The organism is Deinococcus alpinitundrae, from assembly GCF_009982895.1.
Lineage (GTDB): Bacteria > Deinococcota > Deinococci > Deinococcales > Deinococcaceae > Deinococcus > Deinococcus alpinitundrae.
This window is the reverse complement of the sequence record NZ_WXZL01000009.1, coordinates 65,656-85,220: the sequence shown is the minus strand read 5'-3', so window position 1 is coordinate 85,220 and position 19,565 is coordinate 65,656. Positions and strand designations below refer to the sequence as shown.

Sequence of the window (19,565 nt, the reverse complement as noted above, 5' to 3'; positions counted from 1 at the left end):
GTCGTTCCGTTCCACGTTCTTTCTCCCTCATGCGTGAAGTGGCGCTTCTTGCGCCGCGTTCCTGGTCCGTGCCCAGCATACCACGCCCACACTGGCCCCAAGAGCGCTGGCAGCGCACCCAGCCGAGTTTTTCACTGCAACAGGGTGCTCAGAACGGCGCGACTTGGCGTCCACTGAGTGTACGTAAAAATGAGTGGTCTAAATGTCCCCGCTCACGTCCTCATAAATCCCACCGAGCGCGGCCAGGAGCGGGTAGAGCGTATCCGAGAGCGCAATCGCGTCGCGGTTGTAGGGATGCCCTGCCGCGTCGCTGCCGCCCCGGCTGAGCAGCGTCACACACAGTCCTCTGGGCAGCTGCAGCAGGCCGACATCGTGGTGGACGCCGCCGAGTTCGCCGCTCTTGGTATGGGTCCGGTAGAGCGGCGTGCCCTGGGCGTCGTGCGGCAGCGGGCGGGCCAGAATGTCGCGGTACTGCTGGTGGCCCAGAATCGAGAGGGCCAGTTCTCGGTGCAGCGGGTCGAGCCGCTCGCCGTTCCACAATCCCAGCAGCAGCCGGGCCTGCTCAGCTGCTGTGGTGCGGTTGCGCTCGCCCCGGCGCTGGGCCGGGTTGTGCTGTTCGGGCGGCAGTTGCAACTTGCCGACCAGCCGGGTGTGGGAGCAGCCCCGCTCATCCAGCCAGGCGTTCACGGCGTTTACCCCGAGCTGCTCAATCACCAGATTGGTGGCGGTGTTGTCGCTCACGATAATCATCAGGGTCAGCAGGTCCTGCAAGCTGGGCCGCAGCCCCGCGCCGAGTTCGTGCAGCACGCCCGCGCCGCCCACCCGGTCTGCGGCGCGCAACTCGAAACGCTCGGCTAGGTTCAGCGCTCCGGCCTGCACCCGCTCCAGGGCCAGCAGCAGCAGCGGCACCTTGATGATGCTGGCCGCCGGAAACACCACGTCGGCGGCGTGCGTTGCCAGCAGCTGCCCGTCCAAAGCGCTGATGTGCAGCCCCACCTCGCCCGCGTAGCCCCGACTGCGCAGCTGCTCCACAAACGCCTGACCGCGCTGCTGGGGCGTCACGTCAGTTTCAGGGCCGCCAGCGCCGCGAACGGGTGGGCCGCACCCTGCGGTCTGAGCGTGCAGAAGTCCGGCCCACCGTCGGGCGTGACCCGGTGCGGACACTCGGGGCATTCGGCAAAGACGAGGTCTGTGTAGGCCAGGTCAGGCTCGGTGGCGGCCAGGGTCCAGGTGCGGGCGCATCCGGCCCGGTAGGTTTGGGCGCTGGGCGCAGGAAGGCGTGGCCTGCCCGGCGCTTTATTGGAAGCTGATTTGCCTGAAGCTCTACTCAAGGTTGGCGATGCCCTCGCGGATGGCATAGAGCGCGGCCTGGGTGCGGTTGTTGAGTTGCAACTTGGTGAAGATTTCCGACAAGCGGTTGCGGACGGTCTTCTCGGAGATGTCGAGCCGCAGGGCGATTTCCTGGTTGGAAAAGCCCTGGGCCAGCAACTTGAGAATCATGGTTTCGCGCTCGTTGAGGTCGGCGTGCTTGCCACTAGGGAGCACCTCGCGCTTGTCACGGAAATCGTCGAGCACGTTCTGGGCCATGTCGGGATCGAGCAGCGCTTCGCCGCCCGCGACCCGCACGATGGCGTCGATCAGGGTGGCGGCGTCGGCGTCCTTGAGGATGTAACCGCGTGCTCCGGCCTTAACCGCCTCGAACACGTAACGGTCCTGGCGGTACATGGTGATGATGATGACGCGGGCGTTGGCGTCGATTTCCAGAATGTTCTGGGTGGCCTTCACCCCATCGAGTTCCGGCATCTGGATGTCCATCAAGATCACGTCGGGATGGGTTTCGGCAGCGTAGCGGATGGCCTCGCGTCCGTTGGCGGCCTCCCCAATCACACGCATGCCCTCGCTTTCCAGCAGGCTTCGTAACCCCTGGCGAAACAGGGCGTGGTCGTCGGCCAGCAGCACTCGAATCATGCCCGCAGTCTACGCCCGTGTGAGCGGCGGCAGTGAACCAAGCGTTACAGGCCCGGCCCTGAAGACTTGGCGCGCGGGCTGTGAACCTCTTGCAAGATTCCTTGCCCTACACTGCTGAGCGTGATTACCTGGTTTGACGCCCTGCTCGTGACGCTGCTGGCCGCCACCACTGCCCTGGGAGCCAGGCGCGGGCTGGCGGGCCTAGCCTGGGGAGTGGGGATTGTCGCCGTATGTTTTGTCTGCAACACCCTGCTGCGCGGCTGGGCCGCTTTGCCCGCCGCGCTGCTGCTGGGTTTCGGGGTGGCCTGGTTGGCCCGGCGGCTGATCGGTTCGGTAATCGAGACCTGGCACCTGATCGCCGGAGCGGTGGGCGGCTTCCTGGCTGGACTGGTGCTGGTGGGATCCCTCGCGCTGGGCTTCCCGATCGATCCGGTCAGTAACCAGTACCCGGCGGGTACCCTGCCGCCCAGCATTCATGACGCTGTAGTCAATTCGTACCTCAAACAGGAACTGTTCCCAGTGTTCGGCGGCGGCAAGCCCCTGAAGACCTTGCTGATTCCCGATCGTGCTCAGCGCTGAATTGACGGAAGCGAAAGAGAGCGCATTTAGGCGGCGGGATGACTGAGCGTGCTGGTGGCCCAGTCATCCAGACAGACAACAGCTCTACGCGTTGATCTCGGCCAGTGCTTCCAGCAAAGCATCGTTCTCGTGCGGCGCGCCGATGCTGACGCGCAGGCAGCCTCCCAGCATCGGCAGCTTGTCCTGGCGGCGCACCAGAATGCCGCGCGACAGCAGGTGCTGGTAAGCGGCGTCGGCGTCGGGCGTGCGCAGCAAAAAGAAGTTGGCCTGCGAGGGCAGCGCGCTGTAAACCGGGTGCTGTTTCAGGGCTGCGAGCACCCGGTCCCGCTCGGCGATGGTCTGGGCCGCCCGCTCGCGCACGTAGCCGGGATGCTCCAGCGCCACCTCGGCCACCGTCTGGGTCAGGATATTGACGTTGAAGGCGCTGACCAGTTTTTGCAGGTGGGCGGCCAGGGCCGGTGAGGTCAGCGCGTAGCCCAGCCGCAGGCCCGCCAGTCCCCAGGCCTTGGAGAAGGTCCGCAGCGAGAGGCGGTTTTCGCGCCCGCGCACCAGAGAACGGCCATCGGACGACGAGAACTGGTGGTATGCCTCGTCCAGCACGGCGACCCACCCTTCTCCGGCGGCGTCCAGCACCGCTCTCACGTCGGCCTCGGCGTCGAGGTGGCCGGTGGGCGCGTGTGGCTGGGTCACGAATAGCAGGCCCGGCCCACCGCCGCGCAGCTCGGCGCTCAGCGCCTCTACCGGCAGCGAGAAGTCGGGGTTGAGCGGGATGAGCACCGTCTTCGCGCCGAGCAGGCTCGATTCCAGGGTGTAGACCGAGAAGGTCGGTTGCACGCTCAGCACCGTCTGGTGCAGGCCCGCCAATTCGGTCAGCAGCTTGATCAGCACGTTGCTGCCCGGCGTGACGACCACGCCTTCCGGGTCCCAGTCCTCGAAGGCGGCGATCTTGTGACGCAGGGTGTCGGCGTGCAGATCGGGGTAGCGGTTCCAGTCCTGGGTTGCCAATCGCGCCAGCGCCAGCGCGCGCAGCTCGGGGGGAAGGTCCAGGGCGCTCTCGTTCTGGTCGAGCTTGATCGGGGCGTCAATTGGGGTAAACGGGTAGGCCGGGGTGCGCCGCACCGCCTCGCGCACGCCGGAGAGGGGTGCAGGCTGGGTCGGGGAGGGGGAAGTGGTCATGCTTCCGGTTATAACCCTTTTGCCCGCCCGACTCCGCTGTCTCCTGACGGCCTGAGCTGCCGGATGTCCGCTCGGTGCGGCAAGTCCGCACACGCCGCTCGCCAAACTCGTTACCCTGAAGGCATGGCCCTGCCCCCCACCGATACCGTCAAGATCAGGGACGTGCTTCGCCGTGCCCAGCAGCGTGCCCGCGAGTTGGAGCGCACCCAGCAGGTTCAGATCGGCGAGGACCTCTACTGCCGCATCGCGCCGGGCGGCTCGCGCTTCCTGCTCTTCTCCCTCGACAGCGTGCCCGATCACGCCACCGCTTCAGCCATCGCCCAGGGGTTGGGGTTCGAGACGCCCGAGTACGGCTGGCACCAGGGCGAGACGCTGCGTTCGCTGACGGTCATCGACACCGCAGCGGGGCCGTTTCCCGATGTCCAGGCCAACCCGCAGACCGAATCTCAAGTGGCGTCACAATCTTCAGAAACCTCAAACGCCGCTCAGTCCAGTGAGGACTCGGGCACTTCCTAGACTGGTGGCATGACCTTTCACACCCAGCCGCACCGCCGTTACCTGCAAGAAGCCCTCAAGCTGGCCCGCGAAGCCCAGGCGGCAGGCAGTTCGCCGGTCGGCGCGGTGCTGGTCGACGCGGGCGGTGAGATCGTCTTCCGGGGCCGCAACCGGGTTGGCGAACCCCAAAGCGCCGAGCACGTGGGCGATGCCAGCGTGTCGCACGCCGAGATGGACGTGTTCTTTCAGGCAGGAAAACTCAAAAACCCCGAATCGTTGACCCTCTACACCAGCCTGGAACCCTGCCTGATGTGCGGCGGAGCCTCGGCGCTCTTGCAACTGGGCCGCTTAGTCTGGGCCACTGACGACGCCTGGGGCGGAGCGGGCCGCCTGATCGCCTGGGCCGACCATCCCGCCATGCAGGAAACCGATGTCGTTCCATGCCCCGACGCCGACCTGGAACAGGAGGGCGCGGTGTTGTTTGCCCCCGAGGCCAAGCGGGCCTTTCCTGAAGAGGGCTGGCAGCTGTGGCAGCAGCGTTACCCCGCAGAGACGGCGGGGGTGGACTAAACTCAGACCATGAGCGTTCTGATCGTCGGCAGCCTCAACACGGACATTCTGGTGCGGGTGCGGCGCGCGCCTTCCCCCGGCGAGACGGTGCTGGGCAGTGACGCCGAGGTGCAGCCCGGCGGAAAGGGAGCCAACCAGGCGGTGGCGGCGGCCAGGGCGGGTGCGTCCGTTGCCTTTTGCGGTGCGGTGGGACGTGACAGTTTCGCCCCAGTGCCGCGCCAGGCGCTCTCGGCAGCCAATGTCAATCTCACGCATCTGCGCGAACTGGACGTGCCCAGCGGCGTCGCCCTGATCACCATTTCGGACGGCGGCGAGAACAGCATTACGGTGGCGAGCGGGGCCAACGCCCGGCTCTCGCCCACCGACTTGCCCGCCGATTTCTCGGGCGTGAGCCATCTACTGATGCAGCAGGAAATTCCGCAGGAAACGGTACTGGCCGCCGCCACACGGGCCAGGGCGGCGGGCGCACAGGTCATGCTCAATGCCGCACCTGCCCGTGAGTTGCTCGGCGAACTGTGGCCGCTGCTCGACCTCCTGCTCGTCAACGAGCACGAACTGGCCCAGCTCGCCGGAACGTCGGTGGATCAGGAGGAAGCGGCAGCCCGCTCACTGCTTTCTCGCGGCGTGGGCACGGTGATCGTGACGCTGGGCGGGCGCGGCTCACTGGCCGTGACGCAGGACGAATCCATAAGACAGCTTGCCCATCCAGTTGAGGTCGTGGACACCACCGGAGCGGGCGATACCTTCTGCGGCGTCCTGGCAGCCTGGCTCTCGGGCGGCGCAGCGCTGCCCGAGTCCCTCGAAGCCGCAAACGTGGCCGGGGCGCTGGCCTGCACCCGGCTGGGTGCTCAGGCCGCTATGCCCACACGGGGAGAGATCGAGGTGGCGCTCAGGAGTTGAGTCGGGTCAGCGCGCTGTCCTGCTTGAACTGTGCGCCGCAGACCCGGCACTGCCACACCACCGAATCGGGATTGACGCGCCGCAGGTCTTCCCACGGGGTGTCCTGCCAGCTCTCCTGAACGGGCAAGGCTGAAGCCTCCAGGCGACCCAGTTCTAACGCTTCGGCGAGCGGCTCCAGGCGGACACGTTCCAAAGTCCCACGCCTTTTGCAGCCTGGGCAGCGTTGGAGCTGTTCTCGGATTGCCCCGAACGTCAGCACGAATGGTGCGCTCACCAGTATCAACGGCAGTGCCAGAACGATCCAGCACCCGATCGGGAGTTCGGCTTTCCGGCGACGCTTCATTGCGTCTCCATTCTGAACATAAAAAACTCCCCCGCCGCGACGGCAGGGGAGAGAGGTTGATGAGGTTTGAGACTTCAGCTCGACGCGCCGGGCTGGGCGGGCTTGCTGAGAGTCGGGGGCGGCGAGACGGGCTGCTCGGGAGCGGCCAGCAGCAAGCGCTCCAGCACCTCGCCCACGTTGCTGGCGGTGTGAATCTTGAGCTCGCCCCGGATGCTCTCGGGCAGGTCTTGCAGGTTCGGCTCGTTGTCCTTGGGCACGATGACCTCGCGGATGCCGCCCTGGTGGGCCGCCAGCAGCTTCTCCTTGACTCCGCCGATGGGCAGCACCCGTCCACGCAGGCTGATCTCGCCGGTCATGGCGATGTCCATCCGGGCGGGACGTCCAGTGATGGCGCTGATCACGGCGGTGGCAATGGTGATACCTGCCGAGGGGCCGTCCTTGGGCGTCGCGCCGTCGGGGAAGTGGACGTGCAGGTCGGTGTTCTTGTAAAACTCCGGGTCCGCACCGTATTCGGTGGCGTGCTTACGGAGGTAGGCCACCGCCGCCTGCACCGACTCCTTCATCACGTCGCCGAGACTGCCGGTCATGTTGATGCGCCCGGTGCCGGGGGTTGCCAGCGCTTCGACCACCAGCATGGTGCCACCCACCGAGGTCCAGGCCAGACCCTGCGCCACGCCGACCTGAGCTTCTTTCTCCATGCGGTTGGGCTTGAACAGCGGAATGCCCAGGTAGTCCGGCACGTTCTCGGCGTCCACCGTCTTCACGCCTTCCCAGGGGGTTTCCAGCAGCGCGCGGGCGGCCTTGCGGGCCAGCTTGCTGATCATGCGGTCAACATTGCGCACGCCCGCTTCCTGGGTGTACTCCTCAATGATGCGTTGCAGCGCCGCGTCGGTGACTTCCAGACGGCCTTCCAGCCCGTGGCCGCGAAGCTGCCGGGGAAGACGGTAACGCTTGGCGATCTGGAGCTTTTCCGGCATGGTGTAGCCGGGAATCTGGATGATCTCCATGCGGTCGAGCAGCGGGCGCGGGATGGTCTGAAGGCTGTTGGCCGTCGTGATGAACATCACCTGCGAGAGGTCGTAGGGCACTTCCAGGTAGTGGTCCTGGAAGGTGTGGTTCTGCTCGGGGTCCAGCACTTCCAGCATGGCGCTGGAGGGGTCGCCGCGCCAATCGGAGGCCATCTTGTCGATCTCGTCGAGCAGCATGATCGGGTTGACCACGCTGGCATTCTTCATGCCCTGGATGATCCGGCCCGGCATTGAGCCGATGTAGGTCCGGCGGTGGCCGCGAATCTCGGCCTCGTCACGCATGCCGCCCAGCGACATCCGCACGAACTTGCGGTTCAGGCTGCGGGCGATGCTCTTGCCCAGCGAGGTCTTGCCGACGCCGGGAGGGCCGACCAGGCACAGAATGGGAGCGCGCAGCTCGGAATCCTCGATGCGCTCTTCCGCCGTGCGCTGCTTCTTCTCGCCCTGCTCGTCGAGTTCGTCGGGCTTGTGGGTCAGTTGGCGCACCGCCAGGAACTCCAGAATGCGCTCCTTGACGTCATCTAAGCCGTAGTGGTCGTCGTCCAGAATGGTGCGGGTGCGGACGATGTCCAGAATTTCTTCGTCGCGCTTGCTCCACGGCACGTCAGTCAGCCAGTCAATGTAGTTACGAACGACGGTGCCTTCCGGGCTACCGCCGGGCGTGCGCTCCAAGCGGGCCAGTTCCTTGAGGGCCTTTTCCTTGACCTCGGCGGGCATGCCGGCGGCCTCGATCTTCTCGCGCAGGGCCTCGACCTCGGCAGGGCCTTCCTCGCCGCCGCCGAGTTCCTTGCCGATGGCCTTCATCTGCTCGCGGAGGTAGTACTCGCGCTGGTTAGCGTCCATCTGTTCTTTGACGCGTCCGGCCACCTTCTTGTCCATATTGAAGCGCTCGAGGTCGCGGGTCAGATGCTGCAGCACCAGGGTCAGGCGCGGCTGCTCACCGCTGGTGTCCAGCACGGCCTGCTTTTCTTCCAGGGTCCAGGTGGCGTGGTGGGCGATCTGGTCGGCCAGCGCGCCCGCACTGGTCAGGGTCTTGATGCCCTCCAGCTGGTAATTGTCGAGCCGCAGCGTCTTGTTCTGGCGCTGGTATTCCTCGAAGGCCGATTTGGTTTCCTGCATCAGCACCCGCAGTTCGTCGGGATTGCCGGGCTGGGTGTCCAGGGTCTCGACGCGCACCCGCAGGTAGCTGCCGGGCACCTGATCGAGCATTCTAACGCGCTCCTGCGACTCGACCAGCACCTGATAGGTGTTGTCGGGAAGGCGCACGACCTGCTTGATGACCGCCAGTGTGCCGATCTCGAACAGCTCGCCGGGCATCGGGTCGTCGGTGGCGGCTTCCTTCTGGGTCACGACCAAGACGCGGCGGTCTGCCGACTGGGCCTCGTCTACCGCCCGCTTGCTCTTGGGGCGGCCCACGTCGATGTTCATGGTCACGCCGGGCATGATCACCATATTTCTGAGTGCGACAACGGGAAGTTCCCAGATCATGTTTGCTCCTTGAGAACCGGCGCTCCATCTTGCATGGCCGGAGAAAAGACGGTGTGGTACCTCGGCGTGCTCCCAGCTTGTCTGCCCCCGAACCGAAAGGAACTGCTGAGAAAAAAGACTACGCCCTCCAACATGCCGGAATTCTAACCGGCAGGCTGGAGGGCTGCTGTAATCTAAACTGCTTTGTTTTATGCAGACTTCTTGAGTCCCTTAGACTCAAGTGCCTTAAGCGGCGCATCGATATTCTCGGCATCGAAGCTCAGCTTTTTCAGCGTCTCCAGCGGCAGCTCGAACAGCAGATCGGTCATGGACTTTTCCAGCACCGCCCGCAGGCCGCGTGCGCCGGTTTTACGTGCAGCAGCGCGGTGGGCCACTTCTTTGAGGGCCGCCTCGGTGAAGCTGATGTCCACGTTCTGGAAGCCGAAGAGAGCCTGGTACTGCTTGATGATGGCTCCCTGCGGCTCGGTCAGAATGCGGATCAGCGCTTCCTCGTCAAGGTCTTGAAGTTGCACGACCAGGGGCAATCTTCCCACGAACTCGGGAATCAGCCCGAACTTGACCAGGTCTTCCGGCAGGAAGCGCAGTTCGGCCTTCTCGTCGCCCTTGTGCTCGGCCCCGAAGCCCAGACCGCGAATGTTGGTGCGGCTGCGGCCAATGTCGGCGATGCCGTCGAAGGCCCCGCCCACGATAAACAGAATGTTCTTGGTATTGACCTGCACCAGTTCCTGCTGGGGGTGCTTGCGTCCGCCCTGCGGCGGCACCTGGGCGACGGTGCCCTCGATGATCTTAAGCAGGGCCTGCTGCACACCCTCGCCCGACACGTCGCGAGTAATCGAGGTGCCTTCGGACTTGCGGGCGATCTTGTCGATCTCATCGACGTAGATGATGCCGCGCTCGGCGGCCGCCACGTCGTAATCGGCAGCCTGCAGCAGGCGCACAATCACGTTTTCCACGTCGTCACCGACGTATCCGGCCTCAGTCAGGGTGGTGGCGTCGGCAATCGCGAACGGCACTTCCAGCATCTCGGCCAGTGACTGGGCCAGCAGGGTCTTGCCGGTGCCGGTGGGGCCGATCAGGAGGATGTTGCTTTTCTGAAGGCCCACGTCGGGGTGCGCCAGTCGGTGATAATGGCTGACCACCGCGACGGCCAGCGCTTTCTTGGCCTCGTCCTGGCCGATCACGTACTCGTCGAGGTACGCCTTGATTTCCCTAGCGCTGGGCAGCTCTTCGAGGCTGAACTCACCGCCCGCCTTGCGCTGCTGCTTGACCAGATCGAAGGCCCGCTCGGCGCACTCGTTGCAGATGAAGGCAGTGCGGCCCGGAGCCTCGATCAGCTGGGCGACTTGCGGATGGCTGCGGCCACAAAACGAACAACGGTCAGCCACGGACGGCCTCCTTTGAAGGAATGAAAAGCGTCATAAGGTTCAAGCCTTTTCCAGTTCACGGCTACTCTCGACCACCGAGTCGATCAGGCCGTACTTCATGGCTTCTTCCGGCGACATGAAGTAGTCGCGCTCCATGTCGCGCAGCAGCTTCTCATGGGGCAGATCAGTGTGCTGGTTGTAGATGTTCACCAGTTTGTCGCGCAGATACAGAGTCTCTTTGGCCTGCACTTCCACGTCGGGGGTGTTGCCCCGAAAGCCGCTGGACCCCTGGTGAATCATGATGCGCGAGTTGGGCAGGGCGTGGCGCTTGCCCTTGTTCCCGGCCATTAAGAGCACGCTGCCCATGCTCATGGCGATGCCCACGCAGATGGTGCTGATGGGGGCCTTGATGTGGCGCATGGTGTCGTACATTGCCAAGCCCGCGTAAACCTCGCCGCCGGGGCAGTTGATGTACATCTGAATTTCCTGCTCGGGATTTTGTGAGTCGAGTAGAAGGAGCTGCGCCACAACGGTGTTGGCAACCTGAGAATCAATCGGCGTGCCGAGAAAAATAATGCGGTCCTTGAGCAGTCGCGAGTAGATGTCGTACATCCGCTCGCCGCGCCCAGTCTGCTCAATCACATAAGGAATTACGCTCATGCCGGGCATTCTAGCGCGGGTCTGCTTTGAGAACGTGCGCTGATGCGGCGGCGCTGGCGGCTCGGCGGGCTGCAAAAGACCGAGGCATGAAAAAGCATTGCCGGTGAGTAACGGCACCCAGCGATCATCTCTTATGGCTGCTGCCTTCCGGCCCTGACCAGGTTCGAGCGTCGCCGCTGCGCTACGCCAGCAATGCGGAGGGCAGTGTAGCACCTGCGTGGGCGCAGTGGGAAGCCTGTGAGGTTTTGTCAGTCTTTTTGTTCGCGATTACTGGCAGATCATTCTCGAAAGCAGAGAAAATAAGCTCTGGGACATCATTCACGGTATCGAGCAAGCGCGGACTTCACCCACGCCGATTCGTAAGACCCATGTAAGAGCCGGGCACTTACCATTCATTCAGCAGCGAAGGAGACACCGACGCCGCCGCAATAGCAAGCAGGCGAACGCAGCCATTTAATTTTCTTTCTGCGAGCGCCCTCATAGGAGAACAGCATGAACAACAAGAATCGTACCCAGGGCTTCACCCTCATCGAGCTGCTCATCGTCATCGCCATCATCGGCATCCTGGCCGCTGTCCTGATTCCCAACCTGCTGGGCGCTCAGAAGCGTGCGTATGACACCGGTGCGGCGAGCTGCGCCAAGAGCATCCAGAACGCTGAAGCCACCAGTCAGGTCGATAATCAAGTATATCTTGTGGTTGCTAGCCTCAAGTCTACGACGGATGGGGTTGCAACCCAGTGTGCCGACGCGAATATGTCTGTAGTTGAAGGTGCACCCGCTTCTACTACGCTCGCATACAAAATCAAGGTCGGCGATATTCGTGGTAGCAAAACCTACACCATTACTCCCAGTGCCTTGACCAACGCTGCTCCTGCTCCTACGGCTGCTGCCCCCCTGGCCCCCTAAGCTAACTAGCAACTTAATTTGAAGAGGGACGGATTTCTTTCCGTCCCTCTTTCGGAGTTTAAGATGGCGAAAATGTGCAGTGACGGCTTCACCTTACTAGAACTTCTCATTGTAATTGCAGTCATTGGGATCTTAGCCAGCGTGCTGATCACAAATCTACTGGGTGCTAGTAAACGCTCATACGACCTAGGGGCTCAATCCTGTGGGAAAAGTATCCAGACGGCGCAGGCCCTCTCGCAGGTAGACTACAAAACATACCTACTTATAGGCACTGGTAGTGATCAACTCAACAAGGTGACTGATGGCGTAAACTCTGCCTGTGCCTTCTCCGATATGTTCGTCAAGGAGCGCAGCGCCGCAGGCACGATTGTTTCCGATTATACTATCGATGTCTGGGACCGTCGGGGTAGCCATGTCTTCACCCTCTCGCCAGCTGGCTTTTTCAAAGATGCGCCCGGTGCAACCGCTTTTTCTAACACTGGCGCGGGCGGTAGTAACCTTCCCTGATTTGCTCTTATGCCTATATCCCCAGTCTTGTAGTTTCAGGGCTGGGGCTTTCTCGTGCAGTCCTCTCACCCTCCTTAAAAGGCTACTCTCTACCCATGACCCTCTCCGCCCTCAAAGAATGGGACGCCCAAACCCAGGCCCTCACCAGCGGCCAGACCGCTGTGATTCTCCGCAAGGGCGGCATCATGGAAACGCACGGCGGCTTCGAGGCTGAGCACCGGGCGTTTTTGCTGTATCCCACCTTCCTGCACCAGAACTCGGTGGAACTGCGGCCAGACTTCTTGCCTCTGCTTCGCCCCGACCCAGCGCCGGGCCAGATCATTTTGCCCGCTCGCGCCGAGGTGCTAGACGTGTACAAGATCGAGTCGCTGGAGGAGGCGCTGGCGCTAGAAGATGTGCAGGCACTGACTGCCGACGCCATCGAGCGAAGGTTCCACTACCGCAATCGGCCCTGGCTCCACGCCCTGGTGCTGCGCGTTTCCCCGCTGACGCCGACGTTGACGATTAGCGAGACCCCCGAGATGCTTGGTTGCGTGAGTTGGGTACCGCTGGAACTAGGCCTAAAGGTGCCCGCTGCCGCTCCCGTGCTGGCCGAGACGACGCTGGAAGCCCTGCGTGGTGAGGTCAAAGACCGACTGCACGTCAGACGCTAGAGTGGGCAGATCATGGCCCAGACCCTCAGTTTCAAAGACACCATCGTCATCCGGGCGCGGCCCGACGTGCTATTCCGGTTGACGCTCGACCCCAAACGCCGCACCCGCTGGGACCCCAATATCCGTCTGGCCACTTATGCGGGCGAGGAAAAGCTGATTAGCGGTTCACTGGTCAACATCAAGCTGGAGCGCCGCCTGCTCGGCCTGTCCTACACCGCCAAGTATGGCCAGATTCAGGCCCCGTTTCGCGGCGGCTGGGAAGCTGTCAAGCCGTTTGGCCCGCTGGAAAAGTACACCCAGGGCTGGGTCTTCAAGAATATTCCTGGCGGCACAGAGGTGACGCTGAGCACCAATGCCACCATCCGCTACAAGTTCATCGAAAAGCAGATTGAGGCGCAGCTTCGCAACATGAGTGGGCGCACCCTGATCGAGTTGCAGCGGGCCGTCGATCAGCAGGGCGCGCAACTAATGGAAGACACCGCCAAGCAGTACCAAGACAAGATGCGTGCCGAGAAGGAAGCGGCCCGGCGCAAGGGCAAGAAGCAGCGGGCGGCTAAGTAACACGAACTCCGATTGAATCCTGTACAACATGCGGGTCCAAGCTGATCAACGCGAGTCGGAGAAGAACCGGTTGTGGACCTAGACGTTGCAAACCGGTTGTGTTCCGATTTGGACACGCGACAAACCGGATTTCGTACAACTGGTTTCCAGATCACGCCTCGCGTTTACTTCACTGCCCAGCCCTCGAAGCCGTCGTCACCCACACTTTCCAGGCGGGAGGCACTATTGCCGTCGGCGTCCTGACTCTGACGGCTGACGACATCGTTCCACCCAGCTTTGAGGTTGAGGGCAAAGCTGGCCGTAATCGTCCTCGCCCCAGATGCGGAGGCCATTGGGCAGCGCCGCTCGCCCTGCACCCGCGTCGCCGCGCTGGCATACACCAGACCGCGTTGATCGAGGCGCTGCGCCCCGACCGGATCGTTGCTGCGGGTCTGGCTCACCAGCGTCAGGGGAGCCGCGCCGCCTGCCGGAAAAGCGCTGAGCTGACTGATTTGGTAAAACCGTGCCGCCGGCCCGCTGGACGTGACGCTGCCGGTGCAGTGCGACGATGCGTTCTGTCCATCTGGCAGCAAACTGGCCCGCAGGAAGGCGGACAGCAGCTGGGCATCCGGCAATGGCAGGGTAAAGCGGCCCACGCTGTCAAGCGTGCTGCTGGTCAGTACCGTCTGGTCGGCGGCCAGCACCTTGATCTGCCCCGTCCCACCGGACCAGCCTCGGACCTGGGCGCGCAACTGGGTGATCCCTTTGGACGAGCAGGCGCTGAGCAGCAGTGGGCCGAGGGCGAGCAGGAGCAGAGCGCGCATAAACCGAGCATAGCGCTGGGGTCTCGGGGCAGATGTGCCGTGAAGCCGCGCTGCGTCCGAAACCCAGCAGTTACCTCCAGCGGCCCGGTTTGCGGGGAGCCAGCCGCCGCGCCTTGCCGCGCAGGTGCCTGAATTTCTGCTGGCTGCGCCTCATACCGTGGTCGGGGCGCACACCATCAGCGATCAGGTGAAGCCACTGGCTGACGTAGTAGCCCAGGGCCAATGGCAGCAGCCAGGTCAGGTGCAATGCCGACGGACTGAGGGGCGGCCATCTGACGGCGGGCCAGACGGCGCTGAGGAGTGCCCACACCATCAGGAGCAGCAGGCCCAGATAAACGAGCCGGGTCAGCGGCCCCAGCAGCCAGGTGTGTGACAGGCCCCGGTGGCTGAACATCCGGCCATACGGCACCCACATGAAGCCCAGCCAGCCCCAGCGCCGCTTGCTGTCCACCCGGCCCTCGGCCAGATCGAGATCGGGAGAGAGCAGGAAGGTTCCGGCAGCGTAGGCGGCGCTGAAGGCCAGCTCCTGCGCCGGGGTGATGACGATCAGGTGCTGCCGGGTGGCCCACACGGCGGCAGCGGCGATGACTCCGTAGGTCGCCGTGTTGATGAGGTTGTGAACGCGCCCGCTTGGCATGCCGGGTATTGTGCCGCACCGGGGGGAGTCGAGCAGCGCCCCCGGCAGGGCTTCATCCCCCGTCAGCCGAAAAGCGGCATGCTGAAGCCAGATGAACCGCCTGAACCTGACCGCGCTGCTGGGCCTGAGCGCCCTGCTGACCGCCTGCCCCCAACCGGCCCCACCCAGCGCCCTGAACGACGCGGTGGTCACTGCCGGTCCAGCCATGACCGCCGTATATCAAGCGCCCTTTCAGGGCAACTGGCTCATCAGCGGCCTGCCTGCCTGGCTCAGTGCCTCGCCCAGCAGTGGCAGCGGCAACGTGAAAACCACCTTCCGCATCAACCGCAGCACGGGCGCGCCGCACACAGCCGATCAGTCGCGGCTCAGCGCGCCGGTCAAACTTGGCTGGCAGACGCCCGGCGGCGTGTCGGGCAGCGCCACCCTGACGGTGAGTGCTGACCTCTACCGGCTCAGCGGGCAGGTGAACGTGGCGGTCACATCGGGTCAGAGCTTGCCCACGCCCGCTCGGCTGCGTATCAACGCCTCGCCGAGCGCTAGCGGCGTAATCGTCAAATACAAGACGGCGGCGGCCCTGAGCGCGGCGCTGAGGGGCGGCGGATTGTTCCAGGCACAGTCACTGAACCTCGCCTCGCAGTCGGGGCGCACCCTGACGGTGCAGGTGGCAGACGTGGCCGCTACCCTGGCGGCGCTGCGGGCCGATGCCAGCGTGGAGTATGCGGTGCCGAACGCCGTGCTGCGTGCCCAAAACCTCCCACCTCCGACGCTCGACGTGCAGCCTCCCTACGCGCCTGCCGACCAGTACGCCCCCTTGCAGTACGCCTACCGCCTGATGGGCTACAGCGCGGTGTGGCGCGACATGAAGACCACGCCGTACCTCAAGCCGGTCACGGTGGCCGTCATCGACACTGGGGTGCGCTTCGACCACCCGGATCTGACCGGGCGGCTGTGGAAGAGTGGCGAGGGCGCGCTCGACCTGGTGACCAGTGACGCCTTCGGCCCCGACACCGACCCTACCGACCCTGGTGAAGCGGGTGTGGACGGCAGTCACGGCACGCACGTCAGCGGCATCATCGCGGCAGGTGAGGGCAGCTTCGCTTCTCCCTGCGCCGAATGCAGCACCAGTGGGGTCGTCGGCGCGGCCCTGACTGCGCCGATCAAGGTGCTGTCGGTGCGGGCCATCGACCGCTCCGGCAACGCCTCCGAGTCAGACGTGGCGTTGGCGGTGGACTATGCTTCCGGCAAGACGATCACGGTACAGGGGGTGGCGTACACCAATCCTCATCCGGCCCAGGTCGTCAATCTGTCGCTGGGCGGGCCGATCAGCGCCGCCGAGGCCCAGCCGCTGTGCGACGCCGTCGCCGGGGCCACCCAGCGCGGATCGCTGGTGGTCGTGGCGGCGGGCAACGGCGGCGGCGCGCAGCCGTACTACCCGGCGGCCTGCGCAGGGGCCGTCAGCGTGGCCTCGGTACGGCCTGGCGTGGGCGGACTGCCGCTGCATGCCGAGTACAGTCAGAGCTACGCCGGGGTGGCGCTGGCCGCTTACGGCGGAGCCGATCCCAGCAATCCTACCTTCAACATGAAGCTGACGCTCGGCGGCAAGCCGGTGCTTGACTCGATATTCTCGACCTCCTGGGACTACCAGAAAAATCAGCCCACCTACCAGTTCGAGTCCGGCACCTCGCAGGCCGCGCCGCAGGTGAGCGCGCTGCTGGCGCTGCTGCTCAGCAAGGGCGTGGCCGCGACTCCGGCGGCGGCTTTGCAGCGCATCGAGGACACCGCCACCGATCTGGGCACGCCGGGCCGCGACAACGACACCGGCTTCGGCGTCATCAACGCGGCGGCGGCCCTGGGTGCGCCCGCCGTCAGCAACACCTTTACCCTGAGCATTCTGGGCGAGTCGAGCACCTTCACGCCGCCGCTCGACGATGCGGGCCGTTTCAACGCCTACCTGCCGGACGGTGCGTTTCAGGTGCTGGCAGGCTTTGATCGTTCGGGCAACAGCCTGGGCGGCGAGGTGGGCGAGCCGGGCGCGAAGGCCGCCGTCACCCTGGGGCCGGACAAGACGGCGGCGGACGTGGGAACGCTGAACGTTGGGCCTTGAACTTCGTTTGCCACCTTGCTCCGCAGCATGGCGTCAACTTCCAGCCTGGCCTCTCAGCCGCGCCCAGTCTTCCGGCGTGTCTACGTCGCGCAGCGCTGCCGAAGGCAGCGTGACCCAGGCCGCCTGTGAAGCGTACTCGTGGATCAAATGCTTGGGGCCGTGGTCGCCCGCCTGGGTAAAGCCGCTGAACAGATCGGCCCTGAAGAGGTGAGGCGGAGCCCGCACCCCGCCTTCACCGTAGCGGGCCAGCACCAGCGGGGCGTTCGTCTCCCTGAACAGTTCCAGCACGGCCCGGTGGTGCGGGGCCGTCACGAACGGCATGTCGGCCAGCGCGAAGTGGGCCGCCACCGCCTCGCCGGGCAGCGCCGTTAGACCCGCCCGGAAGCTCTCCGACAAACCGAGGTCGGGCCGGGGGCATTCGGCGAAGGTCAGCGGTAGGTCAGTCAGGGCCGCACGCACCCGCAGGCCCAATTCGCCCAGCGGCACCACGGCCACCACGCCCGCGAAGCCCGCGTCTAGCACAGCGCGGGCGGCCCGGCGCACCAGCGTCTCGCCGCCGAGCGTCAGCAGTTGCTTGGGCTGGCCCAGGCGGCGACTCAGGCCCGCCGCCAGCACCACACCCCAGACAGGTCCACCCATGGCGCTCAGTCTAGCGGCCCGCAGTCGAGTCGGCCCGCGCCTGCTACGCTGAGCGGCAACCATGTCCTCACCCTCAGCCGACCTCGGCGCGGCCCTGATGTCCACCGGCTACCTGCCCTCACCTGCCCTCACCACCGCCCTGCAACTGGTGACGTTGCTGGGCAAGCCGCTGCTGCTCGAAGGCCCGGCAGGGGTCGGCAAGACCCAGGCGGCCAAGGCGCTGGCCTTGGCGCTGGGCACCTCGCTGATCCGGCTGCAATGCTATGAGGGCCTCGACGCCCAGGCAGCCCTCTACGAGTGGAATTACCCGCGTCAGCTGCTACACCTGCGCTTGCTGGAAGGCCAGGGGCAGCGCGAGAGCGAGCAGGACCTCTACCGTCCCGAGTTTCTGTTGCGCCGCCCGCTGCTCGAGGCCATCAGTCAGGAGGTGGCCCCGGTGCTCCTCATCGACGAGGTGGACCGGGCCGACGAGGCCTTCGAGGCGTTCTTGCTCGAACTGCTGGCCGAGTGGCAGATCACGGTTCCCGAACTCGGCACCCTTACGGCCAAGAGCCGCCCCCACGTCATCCTGACCAGCAACCGCGAGCGCGACCTCAGTGACGCCCTGCGTCGCCGCTGCCTGTACCTGTGGGTCGATTACCCGACGCCCGAAGCCGAACTGGACATCGTGCGGGCGCGGCTGCCGGGAGTGGAGGCGCGGCTGGCCCGCCAGGTGGTCGGCGCGGCGGCGTATCTGCGCGCCTTGCCGCTGGCCAAGACGCCTGGTATCGCCGAGACGCTCGACTGGGTCGAAGCCTTGGTGGCACTGCATCACGACACCCTCACGCCGCAGGTTGTGGAGGAAACGCTCGGCTGCGTCGTCAAACTGCGCGAGGATCAGGCGGTGGTGCGCCAGAAGCTCCAAGCGTTGATGACGGCAGCGCTGCAAAATATGTAAGCGAAGGTGAGCACAGGTTAGTCCCGGTCCTCCGCACTGTCCGGGTCGCGGCTCTCACCGGGGCGCAGCCGGGGCGCGCTGACGGTCTGCTTGGAGAGGTCCGCTGTGGGGGCCTCGCGCACCAGCCGAATTGAGATGGGCGCTTCCCCCATGCTGATGGTGCGCTGGGGAAAGGGAATCTCGATGCCCGCCTGATCCATGGCGATCTTGATGCGGCGATTGAATTCGCGGTGCAGCGCGTACTGGGTTTTGGGCTGCACCTTGAACAGGGCACGCAACTCGACGCCGTCAGCGGCCAGGTTGGTCACGCCCTGCAACTCCGGCTCGTCCAGAAAGTTGCCGCTCCACTCCGGGTCCTTGTAGAGGCCCTGAGATACCTGTTCGAGGACCCTCAGCGCATCATTGACGTTGGCGGTGTACGTTACGTCCACTGTGGCGACCACCCGCGACCAGTCCTTGCTGCTCACACTGACCGTCTGAATCTGGCCGTTGGGCACGATGTGAACCGTGCCGTCGAGTGCCCGCAGCGCCGTGACGCGCAAGTTGAGTTTCTCCACGCCGCCGCTGAGCGAGCCGCTGTTGACGGTGATCACGTCGCCGACGCCGTACTGGTCTTCGAGCAAGATGAAAAAGCCGTTGAACACGTCCTTGATCAGGCTCTGTGCGCCGAAGCCCACCGCCAGTCCGAACACCGAGACGCCCGCCAGCAGCGTGGTGGCGTTGATGCCGATGGCTTGCAGCACGCTGATGGCCGCGATCAGCACGATGATGACGCGCAGGGTACTCTCGACCACGCCGCGCAGGGTCGAGAGCCGCACGGCCCGGCGGCTGAACTCGTCGCCCGGCACGATCCGGCCCGACAGCGTGCCGACCAAGCGCCAGCCGATGAGGGAGAGCGCCACGATGACCACCAGTTGCCCGGCGCTGGCCCGGAACCAGGAGGTGATGATCTGCCCGGCGTCAAAGAGAATAGGCACCGGTACGTACACGGCGTAGACCGACACCGCGAGCGCCGAGAAGAGGCACACGGCCAGCCACAACCACTTGAGCAATTTGAGCAGGCTGGGGCCGATGTGCGGCGTGAGCAGCCGCAGTAAACTGCGCCCGGCCCGCCATACGGCGTAGGTGACCAGCAGCACCACCACGACTTTGAGCCAGACCCAGGGTTTGGAGAGTTGAGCGAGAAGCAGATCGAGCATGTGCTCCAGTCTCTCACGGGTGGCTGATGAGGTCGCAGGGGGCCGCTT

22 protein-coding genes and 1 other RNA gene are annotated in these 19,565 nt (G+C 64.8%); 10 read left to right on the top strand and 13 right to left on the bottom strand.

Annotated features, from left to right (window positions below; genetic code table 11):
- Nucleotides 1-198 precede the first annotated feature (198 nt).
- Genes GUI70_RS10390 through GUI70_RS10385 form a run of 3 tightly spaced genes read right to left on the bottom strand, consistent with a single transcriptional unit; the run spans nt 199 to nt 1,968 of the window.
- Nucleotides 199-1,062 carry a serine hydrolase gene (locus GUI70_RS10390; protein WP_237724834.1) on the bottom strand — a complete coding sequence of 288 codons (864 nt, stop codon included), beginning with the start codon at nt 1,060-1,062 and terminating at the stop codon, nt 199-201.
- Entirely contained in the window at nt 1,059-1,331 is a 273-nt protein-coding gene (locus GUI70_RS23980) for a hypothetical protein (RefSeq protein WP_202630454.1), read from the bottom strand. Before GUI70_RS23980 ends, GUI70_RS10390 begins: the two co-directional genes overlap by 4 nt.
- A complete protein-coding gene (locus GUI70_RS10385; protein WP_161882243.1) occupies nt 1,324-1,968 on the bottom strand; it encodes a response regulator transcription factor in 645 nt (214 codons plus the stop codon). Before GUI70_RS10385 ends, GUI70_RS23980 begins: the two co-directional genes overlap by 8 nt.
- 120 nt (nt 1,969-2,088) lie before the next feature.
- Here GUI70_RS10385 and GUI70_RS10380 point away from each other — a divergent pair, with 120 nt between their 5' ends.
- Nucleotides 2,089-2,547 carry a hypothetical protein gene (locus tag GUI70_RS10380; protein ID WP_237724833.1) on the top strand — a complete coding sequence of 153 codons (459 nt, stop codon included), beginning with the start codon at nt 2,089-2,091 and terminating at the stop codon, nt 2,545-2,547.
- Nucleotides 2,548-2,631: 84 nt separating this feature from the next.
- Here GUI70_RS10380 and GUI70_RS10375 read toward each other — a convergent pair whose 3' ends face one another.
- Nucleotides 2,632-3,723 carry a pyridoxal phosphate-dependent aminotransferase gene (locus tag GUI70_RS10375; protein WP_161882242.1) on the bottom strand — a complete coding sequence of 364 codons (1,092 nt, stop codon included), beginning with the start codon at nt 3,721-3,723 and terminating at the stop codon, nt 2,632-2,634.
- 123 nt (nt 3,724-3,846) lie between these two features.
- Between GUI70_RS10375 and GUI70_RS10370 the strand changes: the two genes are divergently transcribed.
- Genes GUI70_RS10370 through GUI70_RS10360 form a run of 3 tightly spaced genes read left to right on the top strand, consistent with a single transcriptional unit; the run spans nt 3,847 to nt 5,688 of the window.
- Nucleotides 3,847-4,239, top strand: coding sequence for a hypothetical protein (locus GUI70_RS10370; RefSeq protein ID WP_306468292.1), 393 nt, complete (start codon nt 3,847-3,849; stop codon nt 4,237-4,239).
- A 9-nt stretch (nt 4,240-4,248) separates the two neighbouring features.
- Complete coding sequence (locus GUI70_RS10365) at nt 4,249-4,788, top strand: nucleoside deaminase (protein ID WP_161882241.1); 540 nt, start codon at nt 4,249-4,251, stop codon at nt 4,786-4,788.
- 9 nt (nt 4,789-4,797) lie between these two features.
- Entirely contained in the window at nt 4,798-5,688 is an 891-nt protein-coding gene (locus tag GUI70_RS10360) for a ribokinase (protein ID WP_161882240.1), read from the top strand.
- Here the strand turns inward: GUI70_RS10360 and GUI70_RS10355 are convergent.
- The 5 genes from GUI70_RS10355 to ffs form a co-directional block, all read right to left on the bottom strand.
- Nucleotides 5,678-5,881 (bottom strand): hypothetical protein, encoded by a 204-nt coding sequence (locus tag GUI70_RS10355; protein ID WP_161882239.1) that lies wholly within the window; start codon nt 5,879-5,881, stop codon nt 5,678-5,680. The two genes, GUI70_RS10360 and GUI70_RS10355, sit on opposite strands and share 11 nt — an antisense overlap.
- A 224-nt stretch (nt 5,882-6,105) precedes the next feature.
- Nucleotides 6,106-8,547 (bottom strand): endopeptidase La, encoded by a 2,442-nt coding sequence (gene lon, locus GUI70_RS10350; protein WP_161882238.1) that lies wholly within the window; start codon nt 8,545-8,547, stop codon nt 6,106-6,108.
- Between the two features lie 188 nt (nt 8,548-8,735).
- Nucleotides 8,736-9,932, bottom strand: coding sequence for an ATP-dependent Clp protease ATP-binding subunit ClpX (gene clpX / locus GUI70_RS10345; protein ID WP_161882237.1), 1,197 nt, complete (start codon nt 9,930-9,932; stop codon nt 8,736-8,738).
- 39 nt (nt 9,933-9,971) lie between these two features.
- Nucleotides 9,972-10,580 (bottom strand): ATP-dependent Clp protease proteolytic subunit, encoded by a 609-nt coding sequence (gene clpP, locus GUI70_RS10340; RefSeq protein WP_237724832.1) that lies wholly within the window; start codon nt 10,578-10,580, stop codon nt 9,972-9,974.
- 85 nt (nt 10,581-10,665) lie between these two features.
- Nucleotides 10,666-10,764: signal recognition particle sRNA small type (gene ffs / locus GUI70_RS10335), an RNA gene on the bottom strand.
- A 299-nt stretch (nt 10,765-11,063) separates the two neighbouring features.
- On the opposite strand from ffs, the gene GUI70_RS10330 reads away from it, so the two are divergent.
- The 4 genes from GUI70_RS10330 to GUI70_RS10315 all read left to right on the top strand — a co-directional run bounded on the left by GUI70_RS10330 (nt 11,064) and on the right by GUI70_RS10315 (nt 13,198).
- Complete coding sequence (locus GUI70_RS10330; RefSeq protein ID WP_161882235.1) at nt 11,064-11,477, top strand: type II secretion system protein; 414 nt, start codon at nt 11,064-11,066, stop codon at nt 11,475-11,477.
- 63 nt (nt 11,478-11,540) lie between these two features.
- The gene (locus GUI70_RS10325) at nt 11,541-11,984 is read left to right on the top strand and encodes a type II secretion system protein (RefSeq protein WP_237724831.1); all 444 of its coding nucleotides are present in this window, start codon (nt 11,541-11,543) and stop codon (nt 11,982-11,984) included.
- Between the two features lie 95 nt (nt 11,985-12,079).
- Nucleotides 12,080-12,637 (top strand): DUF1802 family protein, encoded by a 558-nt coding sequence (locus tag GUI70_RS10320; protein ID WP_161882234.1) that lies wholly within the window; start codon nt 12,080-12,082, stop codon nt 12,635-12,637.
- A 12-nt stretch (nt 12,638-12,649) separates the two neighbouring features.
- Nucleotides 12,650-13,198 carry an SRPBCC family protein gene (locus tag GUI70_RS10315; RefSeq protein WP_161882233.1) on the top strand — a complete coding sequence of 183 codons (549 nt, stop codon included), beginning with the start codon at nt 12,650-12,652 and terminating at the stop codon, nt 13,196-13,198.
- Nucleotides 13,199-13,362: 164 nt separating this feature from the next.
- Here the strand turns inward: GUI70_RS10315 and GUI70_RS10310 are convergent, their stop codons facing one another.
- Together GUI70_RS10310 and GUI70_RS10305 are read right to left on the bottom strand one after the other, a co-directional pair.
- On the bottom strand, nt 13,363-14,001 hold the full coding sequence (locus GUI70_RS10310) for a hypothetical protein (RefSeq protein ID WP_161882232.1): 639 nt from the start codon (nt 13,999-14,001) through the stop codon (nt 13,363-13,365).
- Between the two features lie 70 nt (nt 14,002-14,071).
- Nucleotides 14,072-14,638, bottom strand: a complete 567-nt coding sequence (locus GUI70_RS10305; RefSeq protein WP_161882231.1) for a metal-binding protein — start codon at nt 14,636-14,638, stop codon at nt 14,072-14,074.
- A 91-nt stretch (nt 14,639-14,729) separates the two neighbouring features.
- On the opposite strand from GUI70_RS10305, the gene GUI70_RS10300 reads away from it, so the two are divergent.
- Nucleotides 14,730-16,742, top strand: a complete 2,013-nt coding sequence (locus tag GUI70_RS10300) for a S8 family serine peptidase (protein ID WP_161882230.1) — start codon at nt 14,730-14,732, stop codon at nt 16,740-16,742.
- A gap of 33 nt (nt 16,743-16,775) precedes the next feature.
- On the opposite strand, the gene GUI70_RS10295 is transcribed toward GUI70_RS10300, so the two are convergent.
- Nucleotides 16,776-17,381, bottom strand: coding sequence for a nucleotidyltransferase family protein (locus tag GUI70_RS10295; RefSeq protein WP_161882229.1), 606 nt, complete (start codon nt 17,379-17,381; stop codon nt 16,776-16,778).
- A gap of 61 nt (nt 17,382-17,442) precedes the next feature.
- Here GUI70_RS10295 and GUI70_RS10290 point away from each other — a divergent pair, with 61 nt between their 5' ends.
- Complete coding sequence (locus tag GUI70_RS10290; RefSeq protein ID WP_161882228.1) at nt 17,443-18,318, top strand: AAA family ATPase; 876 nt, start codon at nt 17,443-17,445, stop codon at nt 18,316-18,318.
- 17 nt (nt 18,319-18,335) lie between these two features.
- On the opposite strand, the gene GUI70_RS10285 is transcribed toward GUI70_RS10290, so the two are convergent.
- Complete coding sequence (locus GUI70_RS10285; RefSeq protein ID WP_161882227.1) at nt 18,336-19,517, bottom strand: mechanosensitive ion channel family protein; 1,182 nt, start codon at nt 19,515-19,517, stop codon at nt 18,336-18,338.
- Between the last annotated feature and the right edge of the window lie 48 nt (nt 19,518-19,565).